At 67.6% G+C, this 21,767-nt stretch carries 23 protein-coding genes; 13 read left to right on the top strand and 10 right to left on the bottom strand.

Annotated features, from left to right (window positions below; all coding sequences use genetic code 11):
• The first annotated feature begins 25 nt into the window (after nt 1–25).
• On the top strand, nt 26–2,245 hold the full coding sequence (locus ACSFA8_RS06970; protein WP_435478772.1) for a heavy metal translocating P-type ATPase: 2,220 nt from the start codon (nt 26–28) through the stop codon (nt 2,243–2,245).
• Here the strand turns inward: ACSFA8_RS06970 and ACSFA8_RS06965 are convergent.
• Genes ACSFA8_RS06965 through ACSFA8_RS06955 form a run of 3 tightly spaced genes read right to left on the bottom strand, consistent with a single transcriptional unit; the run spans nt 2,220 to nt 4,650 of the window.
• Entirely contained in the window at nt 2,220–3,503 is a 1,284-nt protein-coding gene (locus ACSFA8_RS06965; protein WP_435478771.1) for a beta-ketoacyl-[acyl-carrier-protein] synthase family protein, read from the bottom strand. The two genes, ACSFA8_RS06970 and ACSFA8_RS06965, sit on opposite strands and share 26 nt — an antisense overlap.
• Entirely contained in the window at nt 3,500–3,775 is a 276-nt protein-coding gene (locus tag ACSFA8_RS06960) for a phosphopantetheine-binding protein (RefSeq protein ID WP_435478770.1), read from the bottom strand. The genes ACSFA8_RS06965 and ACSFA8_RS06960 overlap by 4 nt, the downstream gene beginning before the upstream one ends.
• Nucleotides 3,772–4,650 (bottom strand): alpha/beta hydrolase, encoded by an 879-nt coding sequence (locus ACSFA8_RS06955; RefSeq protein ID WP_435478769.1) that lies wholly within the window; start codon nt 4,648–4,650, stop codon nt 3,772–3,774. The genes ACSFA8_RS06960 and ACSFA8_RS06955 overlap by 4 nt, the downstream gene beginning before the upstream one ends.
• A gap of 104 nt (nt 4,651–4,754) precedes the next feature.
• Between ACSFA8_RS06955 and ACSFA8_RS06950 the strand changes: the two genes are divergently transcribed.
• Both ACSFA8_RS06950 and ACSFA8_RS06945 read left to right on the top strand, forming a co-directional pair.
• The gene (locus tag ACSFA8_RS06950) at nt 4,755–5,462 is read left to right on the top strand and encodes a response regulator transcription factor (RefSeq protein WP_435478768.1); all 708 of its coding nucleotides are present in this window, start codon (nt 4,755–4,757) and stop codon (nt 5,460–5,462) included.
• Nucleotide 5,463: 1 nt separating this feature from the next.
• On the top strand, nt 5,464–6,843 hold the full coding sequence (locus ACSFA8_RS06945; protein ID WP_435478767.1) for a sensor histidine kinase: 1,380 nt from the start codon (nt 5,464–5,466) through the stop codon (nt 6,841–6,843).
• Here ACSFA8_RS06945 and ACSFA8_RS06940 read toward each other — a convergent pair.
• From ACSFA8_RS06940 to gstA, 5 genes are all read right to left on the bottom strand, one after another.
• Nucleotides 6,838–7,305, bottom strand: a complete 468-nt coding sequence (locus ACSFA8_RS06940; RefSeq protein ID WP_435478766.1) for a GNAT family N-acetyltransferase — start codon at nt 7,303–7,305, stop codon at nt 6,838–6,840. The two genes, ACSFA8_RS06945 and ACSFA8_RS06940, sit on opposite strands and share 6 nt — an antisense overlap.
• Nucleotides 7,302–7,583 (bottom strand): putative signal transducing protein, encoded by a 282-nt coding sequence (locus ACSFA8_RS06935; RefSeq protein WP_435478765.1) that lies wholly within the window; start codon nt 7,581–7,583, stop codon nt 7,302–7,304. The genes ACSFA8_RS06940 and ACSFA8_RS06935 overlap by 4 nt, the downstream gene beginning before the upstream one ends.
• Before the next feature lie 11 nt (nt 7,584–7,594).
• Nucleotides 7,595–7,972 (bottom strand): PH domain-containing protein, encoded by a 378-nt coding sequence (locus ACSFA8_RS06930; protein WP_435478764.1) that lies wholly within the window; start codon nt 7,970–7,972, stop codon nt 7,595–7,597.
• A 190-nt stretch (nt 7,973–8,162) separates the two neighbouring features.
• Nucleotides 8,163–9,266 (bottom strand): alkene reductase, encoded by a 1,104-nt coding sequence (locus tag ACSFA8_RS06925; RefSeq protein WP_435478763.1) that lies wholly within the window; start codon nt 9,264–9,266, stop codon nt 8,163–8,165.
• A 110-nt stretch (nt 9,267–9,376) separates the two neighbouring features.
• Nucleotides 9,377–9,985, bottom strand: coding sequence for a glutathione transferase GstA (gene gstA / locus ACSFA8_RS06920; RefSeq protein WP_435478762.1), 609 nt, complete (start codon nt 9,983–9,985; stop codon nt 9,377–9,379).
• A 172-nt stretch (nt 9,986–10,157) separates the two neighbouring features.
• Here gstA and ACSFA8_RS06915 point away from each other — a divergent pair, with 172 nt between their 5' ends.
• From ACSFA8_RS06915 to ACSFA8_RS06875, 9 genes are all read left to right on the top strand, one after another.
• On the top strand, nt 10,158–10,343 hold the full coding sequence (locus ACSFA8_RS06915) for a DUF1328 family protein (RefSeq protein ID WP_435478761.1): 186 nt from the start codon (nt 10,158–10,160) through the stop codon (nt 10,341–10,343).
• 72 nt (nt 10,344–10,415) lie between these two features.
• A complete protein-coding gene (locus ACSFA8_RS06910; RefSeq protein WP_435478760.1) occupies nt 10,416–11,303 on the top strand; it encodes a transglutaminase-like domain-containing protein in 888 nt (295 codons plus the stop codon).
• 172 nt (nt 11,304–11,475) lie between these two features.
• Nucleotides 11,476–13,422, top strand: coding sequence for a tRNA uridine-5-carboxymethylaminomethyl(34) synthesis enzyme MnmG (gene mnmG, locus ACSFA8_RS06905; RefSeq protein WP_435478759.1), 1,947 nt, complete (start codon nt 11,476–11,478; stop codon nt 13,420–13,422).
• On the top strand, nt 13,419–14,066 hold the full coding sequence (gene rsmG / locus ACSFA8_RS06900) for a 16S rRNA (guanine(527)-N(7))-methyltransferase RsmG (RefSeq protein WP_435478758.1): 648 nt from the start codon (nt 13,419–13,421) through the stop codon (nt 14,064–14,066). The genes mnmG and rsmG overlap by 4 nt, the downstream gene beginning before the upstream one ends.
• A 105-nt stretch (nt 14,067–14,171) precedes the next feature.
• Complete coding sequence (locus tag ACSFA8_RS06895) at nt 14,172–14,786, top strand: LysE family transporter (protein WP_435478757.1); 615 nt, start codon at nt 14,172–14,174, stop codon at nt 14,784–14,786.
• Nucleotides 14,787–14,794: 8 nt separating this feature from the next.
• Nucleotides 14,795–15,667, top strand: a complete 873-nt coding sequence (locus tag ACSFA8_RS06890) for a ParA family protein (protein WP_435478756.1) — start codon at nt 14,795–14,797, stop codon at nt 15,665–15,667.
• Between the two features lie 42 nt (nt 15,668–15,709).
• Nucleotides 15,710–16,252, top strand: coding sequence for an RBBP9/YdeN family alpha/beta hydrolase (locus ACSFA8_RS06885; RefSeq protein ID WP_435478755.1), 543 nt, complete (start codon nt 15,710–15,712; stop codon nt 16,250–16,252).
• Nucleotides 16,253–16,255: 3 nt separating this feature from the next.
• Nucleotides 16,256–17,197, top strand: coding sequence for a ParB/RepB/Spo0J family partition protein (locus ACSFA8_RS06880; protein WP_435478754.1), 942 nt, complete (start codon nt 16,256–16,258; stop codon nt 17,195–17,197).
• Nucleotides 17,198–17,296: 99 nt separating this feature from the next.
• On the top strand, nt 17,297–18,193 hold the full coding sequence (locus tag ACSFA8_RS06875; protein WP_435478753.1) for a CsgG/HfaB family protein: 897 nt from the start codon (nt 17,297–17,299) through the stop codon (nt 18,191–18,193).
• A gap of 170 nt (nt 18,194–18,363) precedes the next feature.
• Here the strand turns inward: ACSFA8_RS06875 and ACSFA8_RS06870 are convergent, their stop codons facing one another.
• Nucleotides 18,364–19,788, bottom strand: a complete 1,425-nt coding sequence (locus tag ACSFA8_RS06870) for an FAD-binding oxidoreductase (RefSeq protein ID WP_435478752.1) — start codon at nt 19,786–19,788, stop codon at nt 18,364–18,366.
• A 62-nt stretch (nt 19,789–19,850) separates the two neighbouring features.
• On the opposite strand from ACSFA8_RS06870, the gene ACSFA8_RS06865 reads away from it, so the two are divergent.
• A complete protein-coding gene (locus tag ACSFA8_RS06865) occupies nt 19,851–20,423 on the top strand; it encodes a cob(I)yrinic acid a,c-diamide adenosyltransferase (protein WP_286540543.1) in 573 nt (190 codons plus the stop codon).
• Nucleotides 20,424–20,429: 6 nt separating this feature from the next.
• Here ACSFA8_RS06865 and ACSFA8_RS06860 read toward each other — a convergent pair whose 3' ends face one another.
• The gene (locus ACSFA8_RS06860) at nt 20,430–21,650 is read right to left on the bottom strand and encodes a D-amino acid dehydrogenase (RefSeq protein WP_435478751.1); all 1,221 of its coding nucleotides are present in this window, start codon (nt 21,648–21,650) and stop codon (nt 20,430–20,432) included.
• Between the last annotated feature and the right edge of the window lie 117 nt (nt 21,651–21,767).

The raw sequence follows: 21,767 nt of genomic DNA, 5'->3' as shown, positions 1-21,767 counted from the left end.
TGGTGTGAGGCTTTAGCCTACAGGCATGAGCTCTGTGAACACCACCACGCTGGACATTTCCGTCGGCGGCATGACCTGCGCTTCCTGCGTGAGCCGGGTCGAGCATGCGCTGCAGAACGTGCCAGGCGTGCAGGCCGCAACGGTCAATCTGGCCACTGAATCCGCGCGCATCGCCTACGCCGCCGACGAGGGCATGGATGCGCGCCTGCGCCGCGCAGTGCGCGCGGCCGGCTACGAGCCGCGTGCCGCCGCCGAGGCGCAGGCCCTGCAGGCGGCATCGGGCTGGAGCGGCTTCGCACCGGTTGCGGCCGGACTGCTGTTGTCGGCGCCGCTGCTCGCGCCGATGCTGGTTCAGCCCTTCGGGCTGGACTGGATGCTGCCGCCCTGGGTGCAATTGATGCTGGCCGCGCCGGTGCAGTTCTGGCTCGGCGCTCGCTTCTACCGCGCCGGCTGGCATGCGGCGAAGGCGCGCACCGGCAACATGGACTTGCTGGTGGCGCTCGGCACCAGCGCGGCCTTCGGGCTGTCGCTCTGGCTCTGGTGGCGTGCGGCCAGCGGCGAGCACGCCGGCCACGCCGTGCCGCATCTGTACTTCGAGGCCTCGTCGGTGGTGATTGCGCTGGTGCTGCTGGGCAAATGGCTGGAGGGCCGCGCCAAGCGTCAGGCCACCTCGGCGATTCGCGCGTTGCAGCAGTTGCGGCCCGAGACGGCGCACCTGGTCGGCGCGCAAGGCGAAACCGATCTGCCGCTGGCCGAGGTGATGCCGGGCGACCGGCTCGCGGTACGGCCCGGCGAGCGCGTGCCGGCCGACGCGCGGGTGCTCGAAGGCGAATCGGAGGTCGATGAATCGATGCTCACCGGCGAGCCCTTGCCGGTGGTCAAGGGTGTGGGCGACATGCTCACGGGCGGCTCGGTCAACGGCGCCGGCCGGCTGGTGGCCGAGGTGCGTGCGGTCGGTGCCGAGAGCGTGCTGGCGCGCATCATCCGGCTGGTCGAAGACGCACAGGCGGCCAAGGCGCCGATCCAGCGGCTGGTCGACCGGGTCGCCGCCGTGTTCCTGCCGGTGGTGTTGCTGATCGGGCTGGCCACGCTCGCGGGCTGGTGGATGGCCGGCGCGGGCATCGAGCCGGCGCTGATCCATGCGGTGGCGGTGCTGGTGATTGCCTGCCCCTGCGCGCTCGGCCTTGCCACGCCGGTCGCGGTGATGGCCGGCACCGGTGTCGCGGCGCGCAACGGCATCCTCATCAAGGACGCGCAGGCGCTGGAGCTGGCGCACCGCGTCGACACCGTGGCCTTCGACAAGACCGGCACGCTGACGCTCGGTACGCCCGAAATGACCGCGTTGCTGCCGGTGGATGGCGACGGCGACGAGGCCGCCTTGCTGAAGATCGCGGCCAGCCTGCAAAGCGGCAGCGGGCATCCGCTGGCGCGCGCGGTGCTCGCTGCCGCGCAAGCCCGTGGCGTGCCGGTCGAGTCGCCGCGCGACCTGCAGGCGCTGCCCGGTCGTGGCGTGCGCGGCACCGTCGCCGGCGCTGACTGGGCGATCGCGAGCCTGCGCTGGTGCGAGGAGCTCGGCGTGCCGGTGCAGGTGCCGCCGGCCCAGCAGGATCAGGGCGCGACGCTGTCGGCGCTGCTCCGGTTCGAAGGCGGCCAGCCCGCCGTGCGTGCACTGCTTGCCTTCATCGACCAGCCCAAGCCGCACGCGGCCGAAGCGATCGCCGCGCTGCGTGCGCGTGGCTTGCGCGTGGTGATGATCTCGGGCGACAACACGCGCGCCGCGCAAGCCATGGCGGCGCGGCTCGGCATCGACGCCGGCGACGTGCGCGCCGAGGTGCTGCCGGCCGACAAGGCTGCGCAGGTGAGTGCGCTGAAAGAGGGCCAGCATGTCGTCGCCATGGTCGGCGACGGCGTCAACGATGCGCCGGCGCTGGCTGCAGCCGATGTCGGCATCGCCATGGCCAACGGGACCGACGTGGCGATGGAGGCGGCCGGCATCACGTTGATGCGCGGGGATCTCGCGCTGGTGGGCGAGGCGCTCGATCTGTCGGCGCGCACCGTCGCCAAGATCCGGCAAAACCTGTTCTGGGCCTTTGCCTACAACGTGGCCGGCATCCCGCTCGCGGCCTTTGGGCTGCTGAGCCCGGTGGTGGCCGGTGCGGCGATGGCGCTGTCCAGCGTCAGCGTGATGGCGAATGCGTTGCTGCTGCGGCGCGTGCGGCTCAGCCCGCAGCGCGGCCGGCGATGAGCACGGCGTTGGTGCCGCCAAACGCGAACGAATTCGACATCGCGTAGCGCAGACCCTTCGCTTCGCGCGCCGCGCCGCGCACCAGGTCGAGCGCGAAGGCCGGGTCGGGCAGCCTCAGATGGGCGGTCGGCGGCATCAGTTGCCGATCGAGCGCGCGCAGCGCGGCCACCAGTTCCACCACGCCGCCACCGCCGAGCAGGTGGCCGTGGACGGCCTTGGTGGCGCTGACCGGCACGCCGTTGCCGAATACCGTGTGAATCGATGCCGCCTCGGCCGCGTCACCGGCCAGGGTGGCAGTGCCGTGCGCGTTGACGTGGCCGATCTGCCGCGCATCCAGCTTCGCGTCGCGCAGCGCGGCGCGCATGGCGCGAGCCTGGCCACCGGCGTCAGGGTTGGTGATGTGGCTGCCGTCGCAATTGGTCGCATAGCCGACCAGCAAGCAGTTGCCGGCGGCGCCGCGGGCCTTTGCATGCGCTTCGGATTCGAGCACCAGCGCAGCCGCACCTTCGCCCAGCGCGAAGCCGGCCCGGTCAACGGAAAAAGGCCGGCACGCGGTCGCGGGGGCGCCCGCGGGCGGCGGCGCTATCACGCGCATGCCGTGCCAGGCCGTCATGAGGCCGGGCGTGAGCATGGCATCGTGGCCACCGACGATGGCCACGTCGATCCAGCCGCCGCGGATTGCGCGCATCGCCTCACCGACCGCCACCGCCGACGATGCGCAGGCACAGGCGTAGCCGATGGCGCCACCGCGCGCGCCGAAGTGCAGGGCAAGTTCTGCCACGGCCGCGTTGGGCATTACGGTCAACACCGTGGTGGGCCGCATGCGGCGCTGCTCGCCATAGAACGCTTGCGTGGTGGTGTCGAAGGTTGCGGCGCCGGCCATGCCGCTGCCCCAGAACACGCCCATGCGGTCGGGGTCGAGCGTGGCGGTGTCGAGGCCTGCCTGTGCGGCGGCGTCCTGTGCCGCGGCCAGCGCCATCGCGGTGCCGCGATCGAGCGGCAGGCGCGAGCTGCTGCGCACGCTCGCGTCGAAGTCGCAGGGAGCGATGGCCAGCTCGACCGGGTCGAAGCCGTCGACCGCCAGGGTGTGCGCGCGCACCGCCGAGCGGCCGTTGAACAGCGCGTCGTCGAAATCGGCGAGCGTGCGGCCGATCGGCGTCAGCAGGCCAATGCCGCTCACGCGCACCGGTGCAACGGCGATGCTGGCGATGCCGGCGGTCGACGCCGCCAGCGCCGCGTGAACCGCGCTGTTGCTCACGCTGAAAATGCAGGCACGCCCGCCGCCGGTTCGCCGGCCAGGTCGATCACCTCGCACAAACGCTGCAGGGTGAGGCCTGCCTCGCGCGGGTCGAGCCGGTCTTCGGGGATGCGCAGGTGAAACGCGTCCTCCACGGCAAACACGAACTCCATCAGCCCGAGCGAGTCGAGCCCGAGATCGGACAGCACGGCCTCCGGCTTCAGGCTGGCCCGTTCGACATGGAAATCGTTCACCAGAATCGCGGCGATGCTGTTGAAGGTGGGCGTGTTCATGCGATGGTTTCCTGCAGGCGGGGGAGGGGCAGCAGCGGCGCGCTGCAGTGGGCGACAGCGTCGGCGAAGGCGAGCGTCTCGCGCAGCACCTGGTGGCGGTCGTTGTCGATGGTGATCATGTGGTAGCTGTTGCCGAGCACCACGCTGCGAAAGGTGCCGCAGCCGAGGCCGCGTGCGAGCAGTTCGAGGTTGGCCACGCTGGCCACTTCGTCCTCGCGCGCGTGCAGTGCCAGCACCTGTGCGCAGCGCACCTGGCCCAGGTGGCGCCGCACATGGCGCAACAGCCGGTCGTGCTCGCGCAGATGGTCGATGCCGATCACCGCGCTGCCTGCGCGCGAGATCTGGCGGCTGCGCAGTTCGCGTGCGATCCAGGCGCGCACGCGTTCGTTCTTCACGCCGTAGGGCGCGCGTTCGCGGTACCGCCAGAAGCGCCCGAGCGGCGTGTAGAGTGCCAGCGGCAGCAGCGCCTGGGTGCGCGGAACGGCCCAGCCGTCGAAGCGCAGCGCGGTCGACATCAGCACCAGCGCATCGACGCGCTCGCCGCAGCGGATGGCCGCGCCGAGCGCGAGCGCCGAACCGGCCGAGATGCCGACCAGCAGCACCTTGTCGTGCATGGCACGCAATGCGTCGACGCGCGCCTCGATCGTGGCCAGCCACTGCGTCCACGGTGCGGCTTGCTGCAACGGCCTGGCGGCGTCGAACGAATAGCCTTCGATCGCCAGCGCTTCCACCGCGTAGCCGTGCTGGCGCAGCGCCGACTGCACGCTGGAGAGTTCGTCCGGCGTGCTGCACAGGCCGTGCAGCAGCACGACCGCGGTGCGGTGCACGGCGGGGTGCACGAAGCTCAATGAACCATCGGGTTCGCGTGCGCTCATAGGGTCAGCTGTCGTATGCTCATGCCGCGTTTATCGGGCCGAGCCACTGACTGCGCGCTGACCCTCCCGGCTGGTGGACATAACCAACTCTTTCATACCGCCCCATGCGAATCCTCCTGGTTGAAGACGATGTGGTGCTGCGCGACATGATGCTGCGCAGCCTCGGTGATGCGGGCCACCGCATCGATGTGGCGACCAACGTCGAGGACGCCGACCACCTCTGGCGCGTGCAGCCCTTCGATGCGGTGCTGCTCGACCTGAACCTGCCGGCCAGCGGCAGCGCGACCAGCGGGCTGGCCAGCGGGCTCGTCGCGCTGCGGCAGGCGCGCGCGCGCGGCGACCGCACGCCGGTGCTGGTGTTGACCGCACGCGACCGCACCGAGGAGCGCATTGCCGGCCTCGATGCCGGCGCCGACGACTACCTCGGCAAGCCGTTCGACCTGGCCGAAGTGGAGGCGCGGCTGCGCGCGCTGGTGCGGCGGGCGCAGGGCACCGAAGACATCGCCACACTGGGCAAGCTGAAGCTCGATCGCAAGGCGCGCCGCTTCTCGAGCGGTGACGGCCCGCTCGACCTGCCTGCGCGCGAGTTCGAGGTGCTGTGGGAACTCATGAGCCCACCCGGCCGTGCCGTGAGCAAGCGCACCTTGTCCGACAAGCTCTCGGGCTTCGATGAAGCGCTCGGCGACAACGCGCTCGAAGCCTTCATCTCGCGGCTGCGCAAGAAGCTGGCCGGCAGCGGCGCCGGCATTCGCACGCTGCGCGGCATCGGCTACCTGCTCGAAGCAGAACCTGAAGCCGAGCCGAACGACTGACATGGCACAGCCCCGCGCGCCCTCGCTCACACGCAGGGTTCTGCGCAATGTGCTGTGGCCACTGGCGTTGACCTGGTTGCTCGGCACCGCGGTGGCGACCGGTGTGGCCAACTACCTCACCGACCAGGCGTTCGACCGCGCCATGCTCGACGACGCCCACGCGGTCTCGGCCAACATTCAGGCGGGCGAGCGCGGACCCGAACTGCTGCTGTCGCCGCGCGAGGTCACCACCGTGCTGTTCGACGAGCAGGAAGAGGTTCACTTCGCCGTGCTGCGGCCCGACGGTTCGCTCATCGCGGGCGACGCGGGCCTGCAGGCGCTCGCGCCGGAGGGCGGGACGCGCTATCGCTTTTCCGACATCGCGTACCACGGCAAGACCTTGCGCGCGGTGGTTCTGAGCCAGGAGGCGCCGACCGCCTTCAGCGTGGTGATCGCGCAGACAACGCACGAACGTGCGGCCTTGATCGAGCGGCTGCTGTTCTACGCGCTGACACCGCAGCTGTTGTTGCTGATGCTGCTGGCGGTGTGGATCTGGCGCGGCATTCGCAGCGACCTGCGGCCGCTCGGCGCGCTTCAGCAGGCGCTCGATCGTCGTGATGCCGACGACCTGGCACCGGTCGCGGTGGTGCGCACCTCGCGCGAAGTCGAGCGGCTCGGCGACGCGGTCAACTCGCTGTTCGAGCGGCTCGGCCACAGCGTGGCCGCGCAGCGGGAGTTCACTGGCAATGTCGCGCACGAATTGCGGACGCCGCTGGCCGGCATTCGCGCGCTGGCCGACTACGGCCTCGGGCAGAACGATCCGGCCGTATGGCGCGAGCAGCTGGAGCGCGTGGCGAAGAGCGAGGCGCGCGCCAGCCACCTGATCGACCAGTTGCTGGCGCTGGCGCTGGCCGACGAGGCCCATGCCGCGCAGCAGCGCGCGCCGGTGCGGCTGGCCGAGGTCGTCGAGCGCACCGTGCTGCGCCACCTGGCGCGCGCCGATGCACGCGGCGTCGACCTCGGTGCGCGCGGCATCGACGTTGACGCCGGCGTGACGGTGCAGGCCAACGTGGCGCTGATCGAAGGCATCCTCGACAACCTGATCGACAACGCCTTTCGCTACGGGGGCCGCACCATCACGGTCGAGTTGGCCGGCACCGTGCTGAGCGTGATCGACGACGGACCCGGCATTCCACCCGAGGCGCAGCGCGATCTGCTGCAGCGCTGGGCCCAGGGCCCCGCCGGGCTCCAGCTCGGTAAAGGCGCCGGCCTGGGCCTGTCGATCATGGCGCGCTATGCGCAGCTGCTCGGCGCCGGCTTCACGCTGCAGAACGATGCAGTGACTGGCGGCCTGCGTGCCAGCGTGGCGTTCGGCCGACCAGGCGACCCCGGGGCGTCATAGCGCCAGCGGCTTGCGATAGAACACGCGGTCGTAGCCATCTTCAGTGCGGCGACCGGTCTCTACGTAGCCTATGTGCGGATAAAAGCGCTGATTCTCGGTCATCTTCGCGTTGGTCGCAAGGCAGATGCTGCTGTGGCCCAGGCGGCGCGCTTCGTCTTCCGCGAACTGCAGCAACGCGCGTCCGAGCCCGGTGCCCTGGTGCGACGGCAGAACCGCCACCGTGTCGACATGGAAGCCGTCCTTGTAGCCGGGCTCCAGCACCAGCGCGCCGACGATGCATTCGCCGTCCTGCGCGACCCAGGCGCGTGCCGCCTCGATCAGCCCCGCGAAGTCCGCGCGCATCGGGCCCGGCACCTGGCCGCCCATGCGCTCGATGTAGTGGCTGAACGCGGCACGCACGCACGCGGCAAGGGCCTCTGCATCGGCGGGCCGGGCCAGGCGGATGGCCGGCATGGGTTTCATGCGGCCGGATCGAAGTCGTCGTCGAGCGCAAAATCTCCGCGCTCGAAGGCCGCGATCACCTGCTTCGCTTCGTCCACATGCGCCGCCGCCACGCGCAACTTGGCACCGCCGACGGCCACGCTCCACAACGCGTTGGCCTGCACGAGGTTGGCGTCGGCCACGGTGGCGGGCACGCCGGCCGCGGCCAAGCAGGCGCAGAGCATGTGGGCGTCGGTGGGCGTGAGGTCGCGCGCGACCGTGATCATGTCGCCAGCGTAGTCGTCGGGGTGGTGGATCATGCGGCGCCTGCTCACTTCAGCACATAGCTGGCCAGGACAGACTGAACTTCGTAGATGCTCAGCTTCTTGTTGAACCGTTTCTGGATCGGCGCTGCGGTGCCCGATATCCAGATCTTCAACTCGGCGTCGAGATCGAAGGTGCCGGCCGTTTCGATGCTGAAGTGCGTGATGCTCTTGTAGGGAATCGAGTGGTATTCGACCTTGCTCCCGGTCACGCCCTGCTTGTCGACCAGCACGAACCGCTTGTCGGTGAAAACCAGGTAATCGCGGATCAGCTGAAACGCATGTTCCACGGTTTCGCCGGGCGCGAGGATCTGCTCGAACTCCCTTTGGATCTTCGTGGCGTCGATCTTCGATGCATTGCCAAGCATGCCGTCCAGCAGTCCCATGATGTTCTCTCCGTTGTGTCTTCGAACAGGCGCCGACATGTGAATGTTGGTCGATCCGAAGACATGTACCCGGTCATCGTATCCAGCACCAGAATCCGATTCTGATCCCAAAGAAAAAGGCGCGGTCGATTCGACAGCGCCTTGCATTCGTCAGGCAGGCATCGCGGCCCGCCTTCGCTTCGGAAAGTCGTCAGGCCAACGCCGGGTAGTCGGTATAGCCCTTCTCGCCTCCGCCATACATCGTCGCCTTGTCCACCTCGTTCAGCGGCGCGTTCTCGCGCAGGCGGCGCACCAGGTCGGGGTTGGCGATGAAGGGCTTGCCGAACGCGACCAGGTCGTCGCCTTCTTTGACGGCGGTTTCGGCCAGCGGCTTGTCGTAGCCGTTGTTCACCATCCAGGCGCCTCTGCCGCCGGCGGTGCGGTAGGCAGCTTTCAGGGCGTCGTAGTCGAACGGGCGGTCGTCGATCTCTCGCGGGCCGCCGGTGGCACCTTCGATGATGTGGATGTAGGCCAGGTTCAGCGTGGCGAGCTGTTTCACCACGTGGTCGAACAGCGGTTGCGGATCTTCGTCGTGCGCGTCGTTGGCTGGCGTCACCGGCGACAGGCGGATACCAGTCTTGCCGCCGCCAATGGCGTCGACCACGGCGCGCGTCACCTCGAGCAGCAGGCGGGCACGGTTTTCGATGCTGCCGCCGTAGTCGTCGGTGCGCCGGTTGCTGCCGGTCTTCAGGAACTGGTCGAGCAGGTAGCCATTGGCGCCGTGCACTTCGACGCCGTCGAAGCCCGCGGTTTCGACCGCGTTGCGTGCCGCCGCAGCGTAGCTGTGAACGATGCCGGGCAGCTCTTCGGCCTTGAGCGCGCGCGGCTCGGAGGTCTCGACGAAGGTCGGCACGCCGTCCTTGATCAGCACGGTCTTGGTCTTGGCCGTGATGGCCGAGGGTGCGACCGGCTTGCCGCCATCGGGCTGCAGTTCGGTGTGCGAGACGCGGCCCACGTGCCACAACTGCACCACGATCTTGCCGCCCTTGGCATGCACGGCATCGGTGACCCGCTTCCATGCGTCGAGCTGCTCGGTGCCGTAGAGGCCGGGCACGTCGGCGTAGCCCTGGCCCTGGTGGCTGATGGCGGTGGCCTCGGTGATGAGCAGGCCAGCGCTGGCACGCTGGGCGTAGTAGGTGATGGCGATGTCGCGCGGGATCGCGTCGGGCGAGCGGTTGCGCGTGAGCGGCGCCATCACGACGCGGTTGGCGAGCTGCAGGTCGCCGGCCTGGACGGGGTCGAAAAGAGTGGGCATCTTCGGTGTACGGATCGTGTTGTGGATGAACACCCGCAGCGTATGCCCGCGCCTGCAACCGTGCTGCCGCGGGGTTGTCGGCTTTGATGTAGGCGTGCCGACGACGCGGGCTACTTGAGCAGGCCTTCGGCCTTCATCGCTGCCTGCACGGCCGGCCGCGCGCCGACGCGCGCGTGCCAGGCCTGCACGTTCGGAAACGGTGCGAGATCGACACCCGTGGGCTTGGCCCAGTTGGTAACGGTGAAGAGGTAGCCGTCGGCCACGCCGAAGTGTTCGCCCATAAGCCACTCCTTGTTGGCGAGCTCTTTGTCGAGCCAGGTGTAGCGGCTGGTGAGCTTGTCCCGGGCGATGGTCTTGTATGCGTCGGGGGTGGCCGGGTTGAACAGCGGGCTGAAGCCCTTGTGGATCTCGGTGCCGATGAAGGTGAGCCACTCCTGCAGGCGGTAGCGCTGCAGCGTGCCGTTGGCCGGTGCCAGGTTCTTCTGCGGCGACAGGTCGGCAATGTACTGAAGGATGGCCGGGCCTTCGCGCAGGTGGGCACCGTCGTCGAGTTCGAGCAGCGGCACGTAGCCGAGCGGGTTGATGCCGTAGTAGTCGGTGCCGTCCTGCAGCTTGTGGCTCTTGGTGCTGGCCATCACCGGCTCGAAGGCCAGGCCGGCTTCGTGCAGCGCGATGTGGGGCGAAAGCGAACAGGCGCCGGGCGAGTAATACAGCTTCATGAAGAGATGCTCCTGATGGATGGAATGGGGGTTTGCAGCGCACGGATGCTAGCTGTTTCGCCGCGCGGGCTTGTCCTACGGGCCTTTGGGCGGGCTGCCGATCCGTTGCAGCAAGCCGCGTCTTCTAAGCTTTTCTTACCGTGGCCGGAGGGCCGCTTTCAGGAGTCCAGTCATGTTGAAGTACGCCCTAATTTTTGCGATCGTTTCGCTGATCGCCGGCGCGCTCGGCTTTGGCGGCGTGGCCGCCGGCGCGGCGGGCATTGCCAAGGTGTTGTTCGGCCTGTTCCTTATTCTGGCGGTGGTCTTCCTGGTGCTCGCGGCACTCGGAGTTGGCGCCGTGAAAAAGGCGCTCGACTGAGCGCGACCGGCCGTCAGGGGGCGCGGTGCCCGGCAAGCAGCCGGACGCCGTTTCCCCCTGCAGGGAGGATCAATGCACTGTTCAACGATCGACGCGACACTCGAGTACCAGGTAAGGGCGCCAGCGCACATGGTGCTCAACATCGAGGCTGCGCGTTGCGGCGCGCAAGCCGTGCTGAGCGAGCAACTCGTGGTCGAGCCGCCGGTTGAGATGAAGGCTTTTTGCGACGAGGGCAGCGGCAACCGTTTCATTCGCTTCGATGCGCAGCCGGGCCCGCTCAGCATCCGCTACCGTGCCAGCGTGCGGCGCTCGCCGGTGGCGGTGCCGCCGGATCTTGCCGAGGCACCCGTGAATGCTGTGCCCGACGAGGTGCTGCACTACCTGATGCCGACGCGCTACTGCGAGTCGGACTTGATGTCGCGGGCCGCGCAGCAGCTGTTCGGCAATCTGCCGCCCGGCATCGCCCGCGTGCAGGCGATCGCCGACTGGGTTCACGACAGCATCACCTACGAGCCGGGCAGCAGCAGCTCCACGACGACCGCGCAAGAAGTGTTCGTGCAGCGTGCGGGTGTCTGCCGCGACTTTGCGCACCTGGGCATCACGCTGTGCCGGGCGCTCAACATTCCGGCGCGGCTGATGGTGGGTTACGTCTGGTTCGACGAGCCGCCACAGGATTTCCACGCAGTGTTCGAGGCCTGGATCGGCAGCCAGTGGGTGCTGTTCGACGCCACCCGCATGGCGCCGGTTGACCGCATCGTGCGCGTCGGCACCGGGCGCGATGCCAAGGACGTGGCCTTCTGCACCATCTTCGGCCCGGTCAGCATGACCAACAAGGTGCTGACCGTGCGTGAGTTTCAGGACGAGACCGGGCCGCTCGTTGGCATCGGGAAACCGGTGCCGGCGACAACCAGGCCTGCCCGCCCAGAGGCGGCCGCGCACACGGCGGAAGCGGCGGCCTGAATTGATTGCTATTAAAATGATAGCAATAAACACCGACGGGACGCGCGCTGCAGCTCGATCTGGCTTGTGGCTCGACGGCCACGGCACTTGACCTTGCTGACGGCATACGACAGGGCGCCCGACTAAAATCGATGCCCCGTTTCGCTGTGCGCACACCTTGCGCCTGCTCCCCATGCTTTACCCTGAAGAATTCGATGTGATCGTCGTCGGCGGCGGCCACGCCGGCACCGAAGCCGCGCTGGCCGCGGCCCGGATGGGCGCGAAGACGCTGCTGCTGAGCCACAACATCGAGACGCTGGGGCAGATGAGCTGCAACCCGTCGATCGGCGGCATCGGCAAGGGCCATCTGGTGAAAGAAGTCGATGCGCTTGGCGGCGCAATGGCGATCGCCACCGACGAAGCCGGCATCCAGTTCCGCATTCTCAATTCGAGCAAGGGGCCGGCCGTGCGTGCGACGCGTGCGCAGGCAGATCGCGTGCTCTACAAGGCCGCGATCCGGCGCCGGCTCGAGAACCAGCCGAACCTATCGCTGTTCCAGCAGGCGGTGGACGACCTGATGATCGAAGGCGATCGCGTTGTCGGCGCAGTCACGCAGGTCGGCATTGCGTTCCGCGGCCGCACCGTGGTGCTGACTGCCGGCACCTTTCTCGACGGCCGGATCCATGTGGGGCTCGACAATTACCAGGCCGGCAGGGCGGGCGACCCGCCGGCGATCAGCCTTTCGGCGCGGCTCAAGGAGCTGAAGCTGCCGCAGGGTCGCCTCAAGACCGGCACGCCGCCGCGGCTCGACGGCCGCACCATCGACTTCAGCAAGTGCACCGAGCAACCGGGTGACGGCATGCCTGGCGGCACCACCGACGCGCTGCCGGTGTTCAGCTTCATGGGCAGCACGGCAATGCACCCTCAGCAGATGCCGTGCTGGATCACGCACACCAATGCGCGCACGCACGAGATCATCCGCTCCGGCTTCGACCGCAGCCCGATGTTCACCGGCAAGATCGACGGCGTCGGGCCGCGCTATTGCCCGAGCGTGGAAGACAAGATCAACCGCTTTGCCGACAAGGAAAGCCACCAGATCTTTCTGGAGCCCGAAGGCCTGACCACCAACGAGTACTACCCGAACGGGATCTCGACCAGCCTGCCGTTCGACATTCAATACCAGCTGGTGCGGTCGATGGCTGGGTTGGAGAATGCGCACATCCTGCGGCCGGGGTATGCGATCGAGTACGACTACTTTGACCCGCGCGCACTCAAGACGAGTTTCGAGACGAGGGCGATCCAGGGACTGTTTTTTGCCGGCCAGATCAACGGCACCACTGGCTACGAAGAAGCGGCGGCCCAGGGCTTGTTCGCCGGCATCAACGCCGCGCTGCAATGCCGCGGCGAAGACGCCTGGCTGCCGGGCCGCGACCAGGCCTACCTTGGCGTGCTGGTCGACGACCTGATCACCAAGGGCGTGACCGAGCCCTACCGCATGTTCACCAGCCGGGCTGAGTTCCGCCTGCAACTGCGCGAGGACAATGCCGACATGCGTTTGACCGAGGCGGGGCGCAAGCTGGGCTTGGTCGACGATGCGCGCTGGGATGCGTTTGCGCGTAAGCGCGACGTTGTTTCACGTGAAACAGAGCGGCTTAAGTCCATCTGGGTCAATCCGCGCAACTTGCCTGCAGCCGAGTCCGAGCGAGTGCTCGGCAAGGTGATCGAGCACGAATACAACCTGGCCGACCTGCTGCGCCGGCCCGATGTGAGCTACGGGGCCTTGATGTCGCTGGACGGCGGCAAGTACGCCCCGGAGGAGGGCGCGACCCTCGGTGCAATTGAGATCGAACAAATCGAGATTGCGGCCAAGTACTCTGGCTACATCGACCGCCAGAACGATGAAGTGCAGCGCGCTGCGCATTTCGAAAATCTCAAGCTTCCGGCCGACTTCGACTACGGGCAGGTTGCGGCTTTGAGCTTCGAAGTGCGACAGAAATTGACCAAGCATCGGCCTGAGACGCTGGGCCTGGCCTCGCGGATCTCGGGCGTGACGCCGGCTGCCATCTCGCTATTGATGATCCATCTGCGCAAGGGCGGGCATCGCGCCTTCACCACGGCTGCGGCCGAGCTGACGGAATGACGCCGCAAGAAGCCGCGCTGCGTGAGGGCGCGGCGGCTTTGGGCTTGGTGCTAACCGATCGCCAGTCGGAGCGTCTGCTGGCCTATGCCGCGCTGATCCTCAAGTGGAACAAGGTCTACAACCTGACGGCGTTGCGTGACCCGGGGTCGGTGCTGACACACCACCTGCTCGACAGCCTGGCCGTGATCGCGCCGCTGAATCGGGTGCAGCCGGGCGCGGGCAAGCTGATCGATGTGGGAGCGGGCGCCGGGCTGCCGGGCGTCGTCATTGCCATCCTTCGGGACGATATCGATGTGAGCTGCCTGGACGCGGTGGCGAAGAAGGCCGCTTTCGTCCAGCAGGTGGCGGCGGAATTGGCGCTGCCCAATCTGCGCGGCGTGCATGCGCGGGTCGAATCGCTGGCGGGGCGCTACGACATCGTGAGTTCACGCGCATTCGCGTCGTTGGGCGATTTCTTCAACGGCTCGGGGCAACTCGTCGCGCCGGATGGTGTCTGGCTCGCGATGAAGGGCAAGGCGCCCACGGACGAACTCGCTGCGCTGCCCATCGACGTCGAAGTGTTTCACGTGGAACAGTTGACGGTGCCTGGGTTGGACGCCGAGCGCTGCATTGTCTGGGCGCGGCCCAAACTGTCGTCGACCTGATTTTTCTCGCCTTTCGGCGGTTGGGACGGGTATCGCGAGGCCAGAGCGCAGTGGCCTTGCGTACACTCCGTGTTCCCCCTTTCTTCAGCCCCTGAGGCCCATCCTATGTTCGGCATCGCTGATTACGGCGCGTTCGTCGCAGCCATCGTTGTGTTTCTTGCGATTCCCGGCCCGGGCAATCTGGCACTGATCACTTCCACCAGCAAAGGCGGCATCCGCGGCGGCCTTGCGGCCACCCTGGGCGTGATTGCTGGCGACCAGGTGCTGATGTGGGCCGCCGTCGCCGGCATCGCCGCCTTGCTGAGCGCCTACCCCACGGTTTTCCACGCTGTCCAGTGGCTGGGCGCTGCCTATCTCGCATGGCTCGGCTTCAGGATGCTCATGGCCAAGCCCGGCGCGGCGCCGATACTGAACATCCGCCCGCGCCAGTATTTCCGCCAGGCATTGACGATCACCCTGCTGAACCCCAAGGCCATCGTGTTCTACATGGCCTTCTTCCCGCTCTTCATCGACCCCGCGCAGCACCAGGGCGCCACGACTTTCGGTGTGATGGCGTTGACGATAGCGATGCTGACCTTCCTCTATGGGCTGGCCGCCACGCTGTTGACCCACTTTCTTGCGGAGCGGCTGCGCGCCAATCCGCGTATTTCGGCCGGGCTCGAAAAGCTGGCCGGCGTGTTCTTGATCGCCTTCGGCGTCAAGCTCGCGATCTCGCGCTGAAGGCACGCATGGCCCGCATTTTCTGCATCGCCAACCAGAAGGGTGGGGTCGGCAAGACCACAACCACGGTGAATCTGGCCGCCGGCCTGGCCAGGGTCGGGCAGCGGGTACTCATGATCGACCTGGATCCGCAAGGCAATGCGACCATGGGTTCGGGCATCGACAAGCGCAAGCTCGAACTCACCGTCTACGACGTGCTGCTCGAATCGGCAACCGTGGCCGAGGCGCGCATCCGGGCCGACAAGTGCGGCTACGACGTGCTCGGCGCCAATCGCGAGCTGGCCGGCGCCGAAGTGGAAATGGTTGCGCTCGACCGCCGCGAAAAGCGTCTGCGCACCGCGCTGGCCTCCGTCGGTGCCGAGTACGACTTCGTGCTGATCGATTGCCCGCCTTCGCTGAGCCTGCTCACGCTCAACGGCCTGTGCGCCGCGCACGGCGTGATCGTGCCGATGCAGTGCGAGTACTTCGCCCTGGAGGGGCTGACCGACCTCGTCAACACCATCAAGCAGGTGCACGCCAACCTCAACAAGAACTTGCAGATCATCGGCCTGCTGCGCGTGATGTTCGACCCGCGCATCACGCTGCAGCAGCAGGTGAGCGAGCAGCTCAAGGCGCACTTCGGCAGCAAGGTGTTCGACACCGTGATTCCGCGCAACGTGCGTCTGGCCGAGGCGCCGAGCTACGGCCTGCCGGGCGTGGTGTTCGACCCGGCCGCCAAGGGCAGCCAGGCCTTCGTCGCTTTCGCGCAGGAGATGGTGGAGAAGATGCCGCCCGCGAGCGCCACCACCGGCGCAACGCCGGTGCCTGCGCCCGAGGCGGCGCCGCAGTTCACGGCCGCACCCGCGACCGCTCCCGAAGTTTCGGCCCCAAACGACCTTTAGCGCCCGCCAGTCGGGCGCAGGTCGCTATCAATTTAATAGCAAATGACGATTTCATCGATCTGGCTGCTGCCCGGCTGGCTCAACAGCGACGCGGCGCACTGGCAGAGCCGCTGGGAGGCGGTGCACGGCGACCACCGCGTCGAGCAGCACGACTGGCAGCGCCCGCTGCGCGGCGACTGGCAGGCCCGGCTCGAAGACGAATTGCTGGGGGCGCCCAGCCCGGTGACGCTGGTCGCGCACAGCCTTGGCTGCATACTCGTCGCGGCATGGGCGGCCCACTCGCGCAACGCGCACAAGGTTCGGGCTGCCTTGCTGGTGGCGCCGGGTGACCTCGAACGCGACGATGTCCGGCAGATGATTCCGGGCTGGGCGCCGATCGTGCGCCAGCCGCTGCCGTTCCCGGCGCTGATGATCGCGGCCAATGACGATCCGTACTGCGACCAGAGCCGCTCGCGCCAGCTGGCTGCCGACTGGGGCGCACACTTCATTGATGCTGGCCCGGGCGGGCATCTCAACGGCGAATCGGGCCTGGGTGACTGGCCCGAAGGCCGCAAGCTGCTCAACGACCTCCTGAAAGAAAGCTGACCCATGGCCACCAAAAAACCAAAGGGCCTCGGCCGCGGACTCGAAGCACTGCTCGGCCCGACCGCCAGCGAATCGGGTGAAGCCCGTGCCGACAGCGATCAACCGCAGAACCCGACCAACCTGATGCTCGACCAGATGGTGCCCGGGGTCTACCAGCCGCGAACCCGCATGGACGAGGGCGCCCTGTACGAACTGGCCGAAAGCATCAAGGTGCAGGGCATCATGCAGCCGATCCTGGTGCGCCGGCTCGATGCCGATTCGGCCGTCGCCAAGAACGCCGAGTACGAAATCATCGCGGGCGAGCGCCGCTTCCGTGCGGCCAAGCTGGCCGGGCTCGAAAGCGTGCCGGTGCTGGTGCGGGACGTGCCGAACGAAGCCGCGGCAGCCATGTCGCTGATCGAAAACATCCAGCGCGAAGACCTCAACCCGCTCGAAGAGGCCCAGGGTCTGCAACGCCTGGTGGCTGAGTTTGGGCTCACTCACGAGTTGGCGGCGCAGGCCGTGGGCCGCTCGCGCAGCGCCGCCAGCAACTTGCTGCGCCTGCTCAATCTGGCCGAGCCGGCGCAAGCGATGCTGATGGCCGGGGACATCGACATGGGCCACGCGCGCGCGCTGCTCGCACTCGAGAAGGCCATGCAGATCACGGCCGCCAGCCAGATCGTGGCGCGCAAGCTGTCGGTGCGCGAGACCGAGGCGTTGGTCAAGAAGCTCGGCGCCGACTTCAGCCTGTCGTCGCCGCGCCACTCGCGCACCGAGGAAAAGTCGCGCGACCTGCAGCGCGTTGAAGAGGAACTGGCCGACCTTTTGACTGCCGAGGTCGAGGTGCGCATCAAGAAGCGCAGCAAACGCGGAGGCAAGGTGGAGCAGAGCGGCGAGCTCGCAATCCACTTCGGTTCGCTCGACGCGCTGAACGGCCTGATCGAGCGCATCCGCCGAATGACATAGTCCGCGGCGGCATGACTTTCGGCAATTGGCCGACTGCTTTTTTCAGCCTATGCTCCCGAAGTTACCTTTTCTAACCATGAGCTTCCGAGGGCCTCGACCATGCATTTAGCCAAACTACCGCTCGCCGCCGCTGTCGTCGGCGCGCTGCTTCTGACCGGCTGCCAGACCACCGACATGCAGATGGGCAGCCAGTCTGCCAAGACCGTGGCCACCGGCAGCGCGGCCGGCTCTTCGTCGGCCAATGCCAGCGGCGCGCTCGAGCGCTGCGCATCGCCGCTCGGCACCGTCTCGCTGATCGAGAACCAGTCAGCCGGCTGGTACACGATCATTACCGGCGAATACAAACTGCCCCCAACAGCCACACTGTTGCGCCTGCTGATCCAGCAATCCAACTGCTTCGTCGTGGTCGAGCGCGGCGCTGCAGGCATGAACGCGATGAACCGCGAACGCGCCTTGATGCAGTCCGGCGAGATGCGTGCCGGCAGCAACTTCGGCGCCGGCCAGATGGTGGCCTCCGACTACGGCATTTCGCCCGAGGTCGTGTTCAACAACAGCGATGCGGGCGGCATGGGCGCGGCGCTGGGCGGCATCGTGAACCGCGGCCGTTACAGCAACGTGCTGGCCAACGTCGGCGGCAGCCTGCAAACGCGTGAAGCCAGCACCATGCTGACGCTCATCGACAACCGCTCGGGCGTGCAGATCGGCGTGTCGGAAGGCAGCGCCTCCAAGACCGACTTCGGCGGCTTCCTGAACGTTGCGGGCGCTTCGGCGGCCGGTGGCATCGGTGGGTACTCGCGCACGCCACAGGGCAAGGTGATCGCGGCAGCCTTCATGGACTCGTACAACCAACTGGTCATCTCGCTGCGCAACTACAAGGCGCAGGTCGTGCAGGGCCAGGGCCTCGGTGGTGGTGGCCGACTGGGCGTCGACGGCGGCGCAGCCCCGTCGCAAACCTCGGCGCCGGCCGAGCGTCGCCAGAACACCCGCAAGAAGTAAGCGCTCGACAACGTAACGAAGAAGCCCGCCATCAGCGGGCTTCTTTCTGTTCGCGAACACCGCGGAACCGGCTTTGCCGGGCCGCTGGTGTTGCCCCCGGTAGGGGGTTGGCAAAGCGACACGAAGTGCGCGCAGCCTGGGGGGGAGCCTATAGCGCCCTGGGGGCGAGCCTATATCGCGAAGATCTTGCCCGGGTTCATGATGTTCTTCGGATCCAGAGCGCGCTTGATGGTGCGCATCATGTCGATCGCACCGGTGCCAGCCTCCGTCACCAGGAAGTCCATCTTGTGCAGCCCCACGCCGTGCTCGCCGGTGCAGGTGCCTTCGAGCGCGATCGCGCGCATTACCAATGCGTGGTTCAGCGCCTCGGCCCTTGCGCGCTCCTCCACGTCGTTGGGGTCGATGAGATAGCCGAAGTGGAAGTTGCCGTCGCCCACGTGGCCGACCAGGAAGTAGGGGATGCCGCTGGCATCGGCTTCGGCCACCGACTCAAGCAGGCAGTCGGCCAGGCGCGAGATCGGCACGCAGGTGTCGGTGCTGATGACACGGCAGCCGGGGCGCGACTGGATCGCCGCGAAATAGCTGTTGTGCCGCGCCGTCCAGAGACGCGTGCGTTCTTCCGGCGTGCTGGCCCATTCGAAGGCATTGCCGCCGTGCCCGCTTGCGAGTTCCTGCACCGTCTCGGCCTGCTCCTTCACGCCGGCCGGCGAACCGTGGAATTCCATCAGCAGCATCGGTTCTTCGCGCAGGTCGAGCTTGGAATATGCGTTGACCATGCGTACCGTGTTCACGTCGATCAGCTCCACCCGCGCGATCTGAACGCCGAGCTGGATGATTTCGATCGTGGTGCGCACGGCCGCCTCGATGCTCGGGAACGAACAGATCGCAGCCGACACAGCCTCGGGCAGCGGGTAGATGCGCAAGGTGATTTCGGTGACCACGCCGAGCGTGCCTTCGCTGCCGACCATCAGGCGCGTCAGGTCGTAGCCGGCCGAAGATTTCTTGGCGCGCGTGCCGGTGCGGATGATCTCGCCGCTCGCCGTCACGACCTCGAGCGACAGCACGTTCTCGCGCATGGTGCCGTAGCGCACAGCGTTGGTTCCGCTGGCGCGCGTGGCCGTCATGCCGCCGATCGAGGCATCGGCGCCGGGGTCGATCGGGAAGAAGAGGCCGGTGCTCTTGATGTCTTCGTTGAGCTGCTTGCGCGTGACCCCCGGCTGCACCGTGACCGTGAGGTCGTCCGCATTGACCGACAGCACCCGGTTCATGCGCGATACGTCGATGCTGATGCCACCCTGCACGGCGAGCAGATGGCCTTCGAGCGAAGAACCGACACCGAACGCAATGACCGGCACGCTGTGCTCGCTGGCCAGCTTGACCGCATCGGCCACATCCTGCGTGCTTTCGGCGAACACCACGGCCGAAGGCGGCGGCGCTTCGAAGGACGACTCGTCGCGCCCATGCTGCGTGCGCACGGCGAGCGCGGTCGAGCAGTTCGTGCTGAAGCGGGCCTTGAGTGCGTCGATCAATGCGTCGGGCACGTTGCGCAGGGCGAGCTCGGGCGTCAGGTGGGCGAGGGCGGTGGGGGCATTCATGGGGCGCGTCTCCAGGGGGCGGTTTACCATTCTATGAACCGCTCCTCCAGAAAGACAGCTTCATGGGCAATCGCCTCACCCAGATCGCCACCCGCACCGGCGACGACGGCACCACCGGCCTCGGCGACAACACCCGCGTGCCCAAAGACCACCTTCGCGTGCACGCGATGGGTGACGTGGACGAGCTCAATTCGAACATCGGCGTGCTGCTGTGCGAGCCGATGCCCGCGGGCGTGCGCGAGTTGCTGGTCGATGTGCAGCACCAGCTGTTCAACCTCGGTGGCGAACTCTCGATGCCGGGCTACACGCTGCTCAAGCCCGAGGCACTGCTGCAACTCGACAACGCGCTGGCCGAGCACAACGCCGCGCTGCCGCGGCTGGCCGAATTCATCCTGCCGGCCGGCACGCGCGCGGCCTCGCTCGCACACGTGTGTCGCACGATCGCGCGACGTGCCGAGCGCGCGGTGGTGGCGCTGGGGCAGGGCGAGACGCTCAACGACGCGCTGCGCCAGTACCTGAACCGCCTGAGCGACCTGCTGTTCGTGCTGGCACGCGTGCTCAATCGCGTCGATGGCGGCGACGACGTGTACTGGAAGAGCGAGCGCATGGCGCGCGCGCAGGCTGACGACCAATAGCGCCGGTCAGGCCTGCGCTTCCAGCGCGTCGGCGATTCGCTCGGCCGAGCCGAACGCCAGCGTGAAGCCGAGCGCGCCGTGGCCGGTGTTGAACAGCAGATTTTTCGGCGCTCCCGCCAGGCGACCTAGGATCGGCAAGCCGGTCGGCGTGGCGGGCCGCATGCCCGTCCAGGGATGGCGCTCGGCGAAGTCGCTGCAATTCGGGAACAGCGCGCGCGTCGAGGCCACCAGCGACTCGATGCGCGTCGCGGGAATCGAGGCGTCGTGCCCGACCAGTTCGGCCATGCCGGCCACGCGCAGGCGGTTGCCCAGGCGCGCAAACACAACTTTGCGTGCGGCGTCAGTCACGCTCACGGTCGGCGCCGCGTTGGGCTCGGGATCGACATCGAGCGTGATGCTGTAGCCCTTCAGCGGATACACAGGCAGCCGCAGGCCGAGCCGGCGCGCGAGCGTGTGTGACGCGGTGCCGAGCGAGAGCACGAACGCCTCGCCGTCGATCGCGCCGCGCGCCGTGGTCACGGCACTGACCCTGTCGCCGCGCAATGCGAAGCCGTCGACCCCCTCGCCGAGCACAAACTGCACGCCACGCTCGCGCAGCGAAGCGACGAGTGCGGTACAGAGCTTCAGGCAGTCGGCCGCGCATTCGCTGTCGGTGTAGACCGCACCGGCGATCTCATGCCGCACCGCGGCCAGCGCCGGCTCGATGTCAAGGCACTCGTCGGGCTTGACGATGCGCTGCGGTGCACTGCCGAGCTCGCGCTGCAAGTCGAGCTGGCGCGCGGCACCGTCGAGCGCAACCTGGCTGCGATAGATCACCAGCTTGCCGGTGGCCGAGAAATCGCAATCCGGTTGCAGCGCCTGGCGCATCGCCTCGAAGCCGGCGCGGCTGCGCAGCGCGAGCGCCAGCAGTTGCGCTGTGGTCGCGCGCGAGGTCGTGCCATTGCAGGCCGCCAGAAACGCAAGCCCCCAGCGCCACTGGTGCGGATCGAGCTGCGGCCGCAGCTTTAGCGGCGAGGCCGGCGAAAGCATCAGCTTGGGCAACTGCTTCCATATCGATGCATCCGCCAGCGGTTGAACGTACGAATAGCTCAGTTGCGCGCCGTTCCCGCCGCTCGCGCCGTGGCCGGGTTCGGCGCGATCGACCACGGTGACCGCGTGGCCGCGTCGTGTGAGTTCCCACGCGGCTGCGAGACCCACGATACCGGCGCCGAGCACTGTGACTTGCATGTCGGGTTGAGAGTGAGGGGAGGAGGGATAAGGGCTGGTGTCGTTCTTGCGTTGGCCGCAAGCACTGCGCCAACTTTACGGGCGTTCGGGAAAAGGAGGGGATCACCATGGCCCCGC

This window comes from Variovorax nitratireducens (assembly GCF_051216545.1).
Lineage (GTDB): Bacteria > Pseudomonadota > Gammaproteobacteria > Burkholderiales > Burkholderiaceae_C > Variovorax.
Note: the sequence above shows the minus strand (reverse complement) of the source record. Positions and strands in the feature narration are given on the sequence as shown.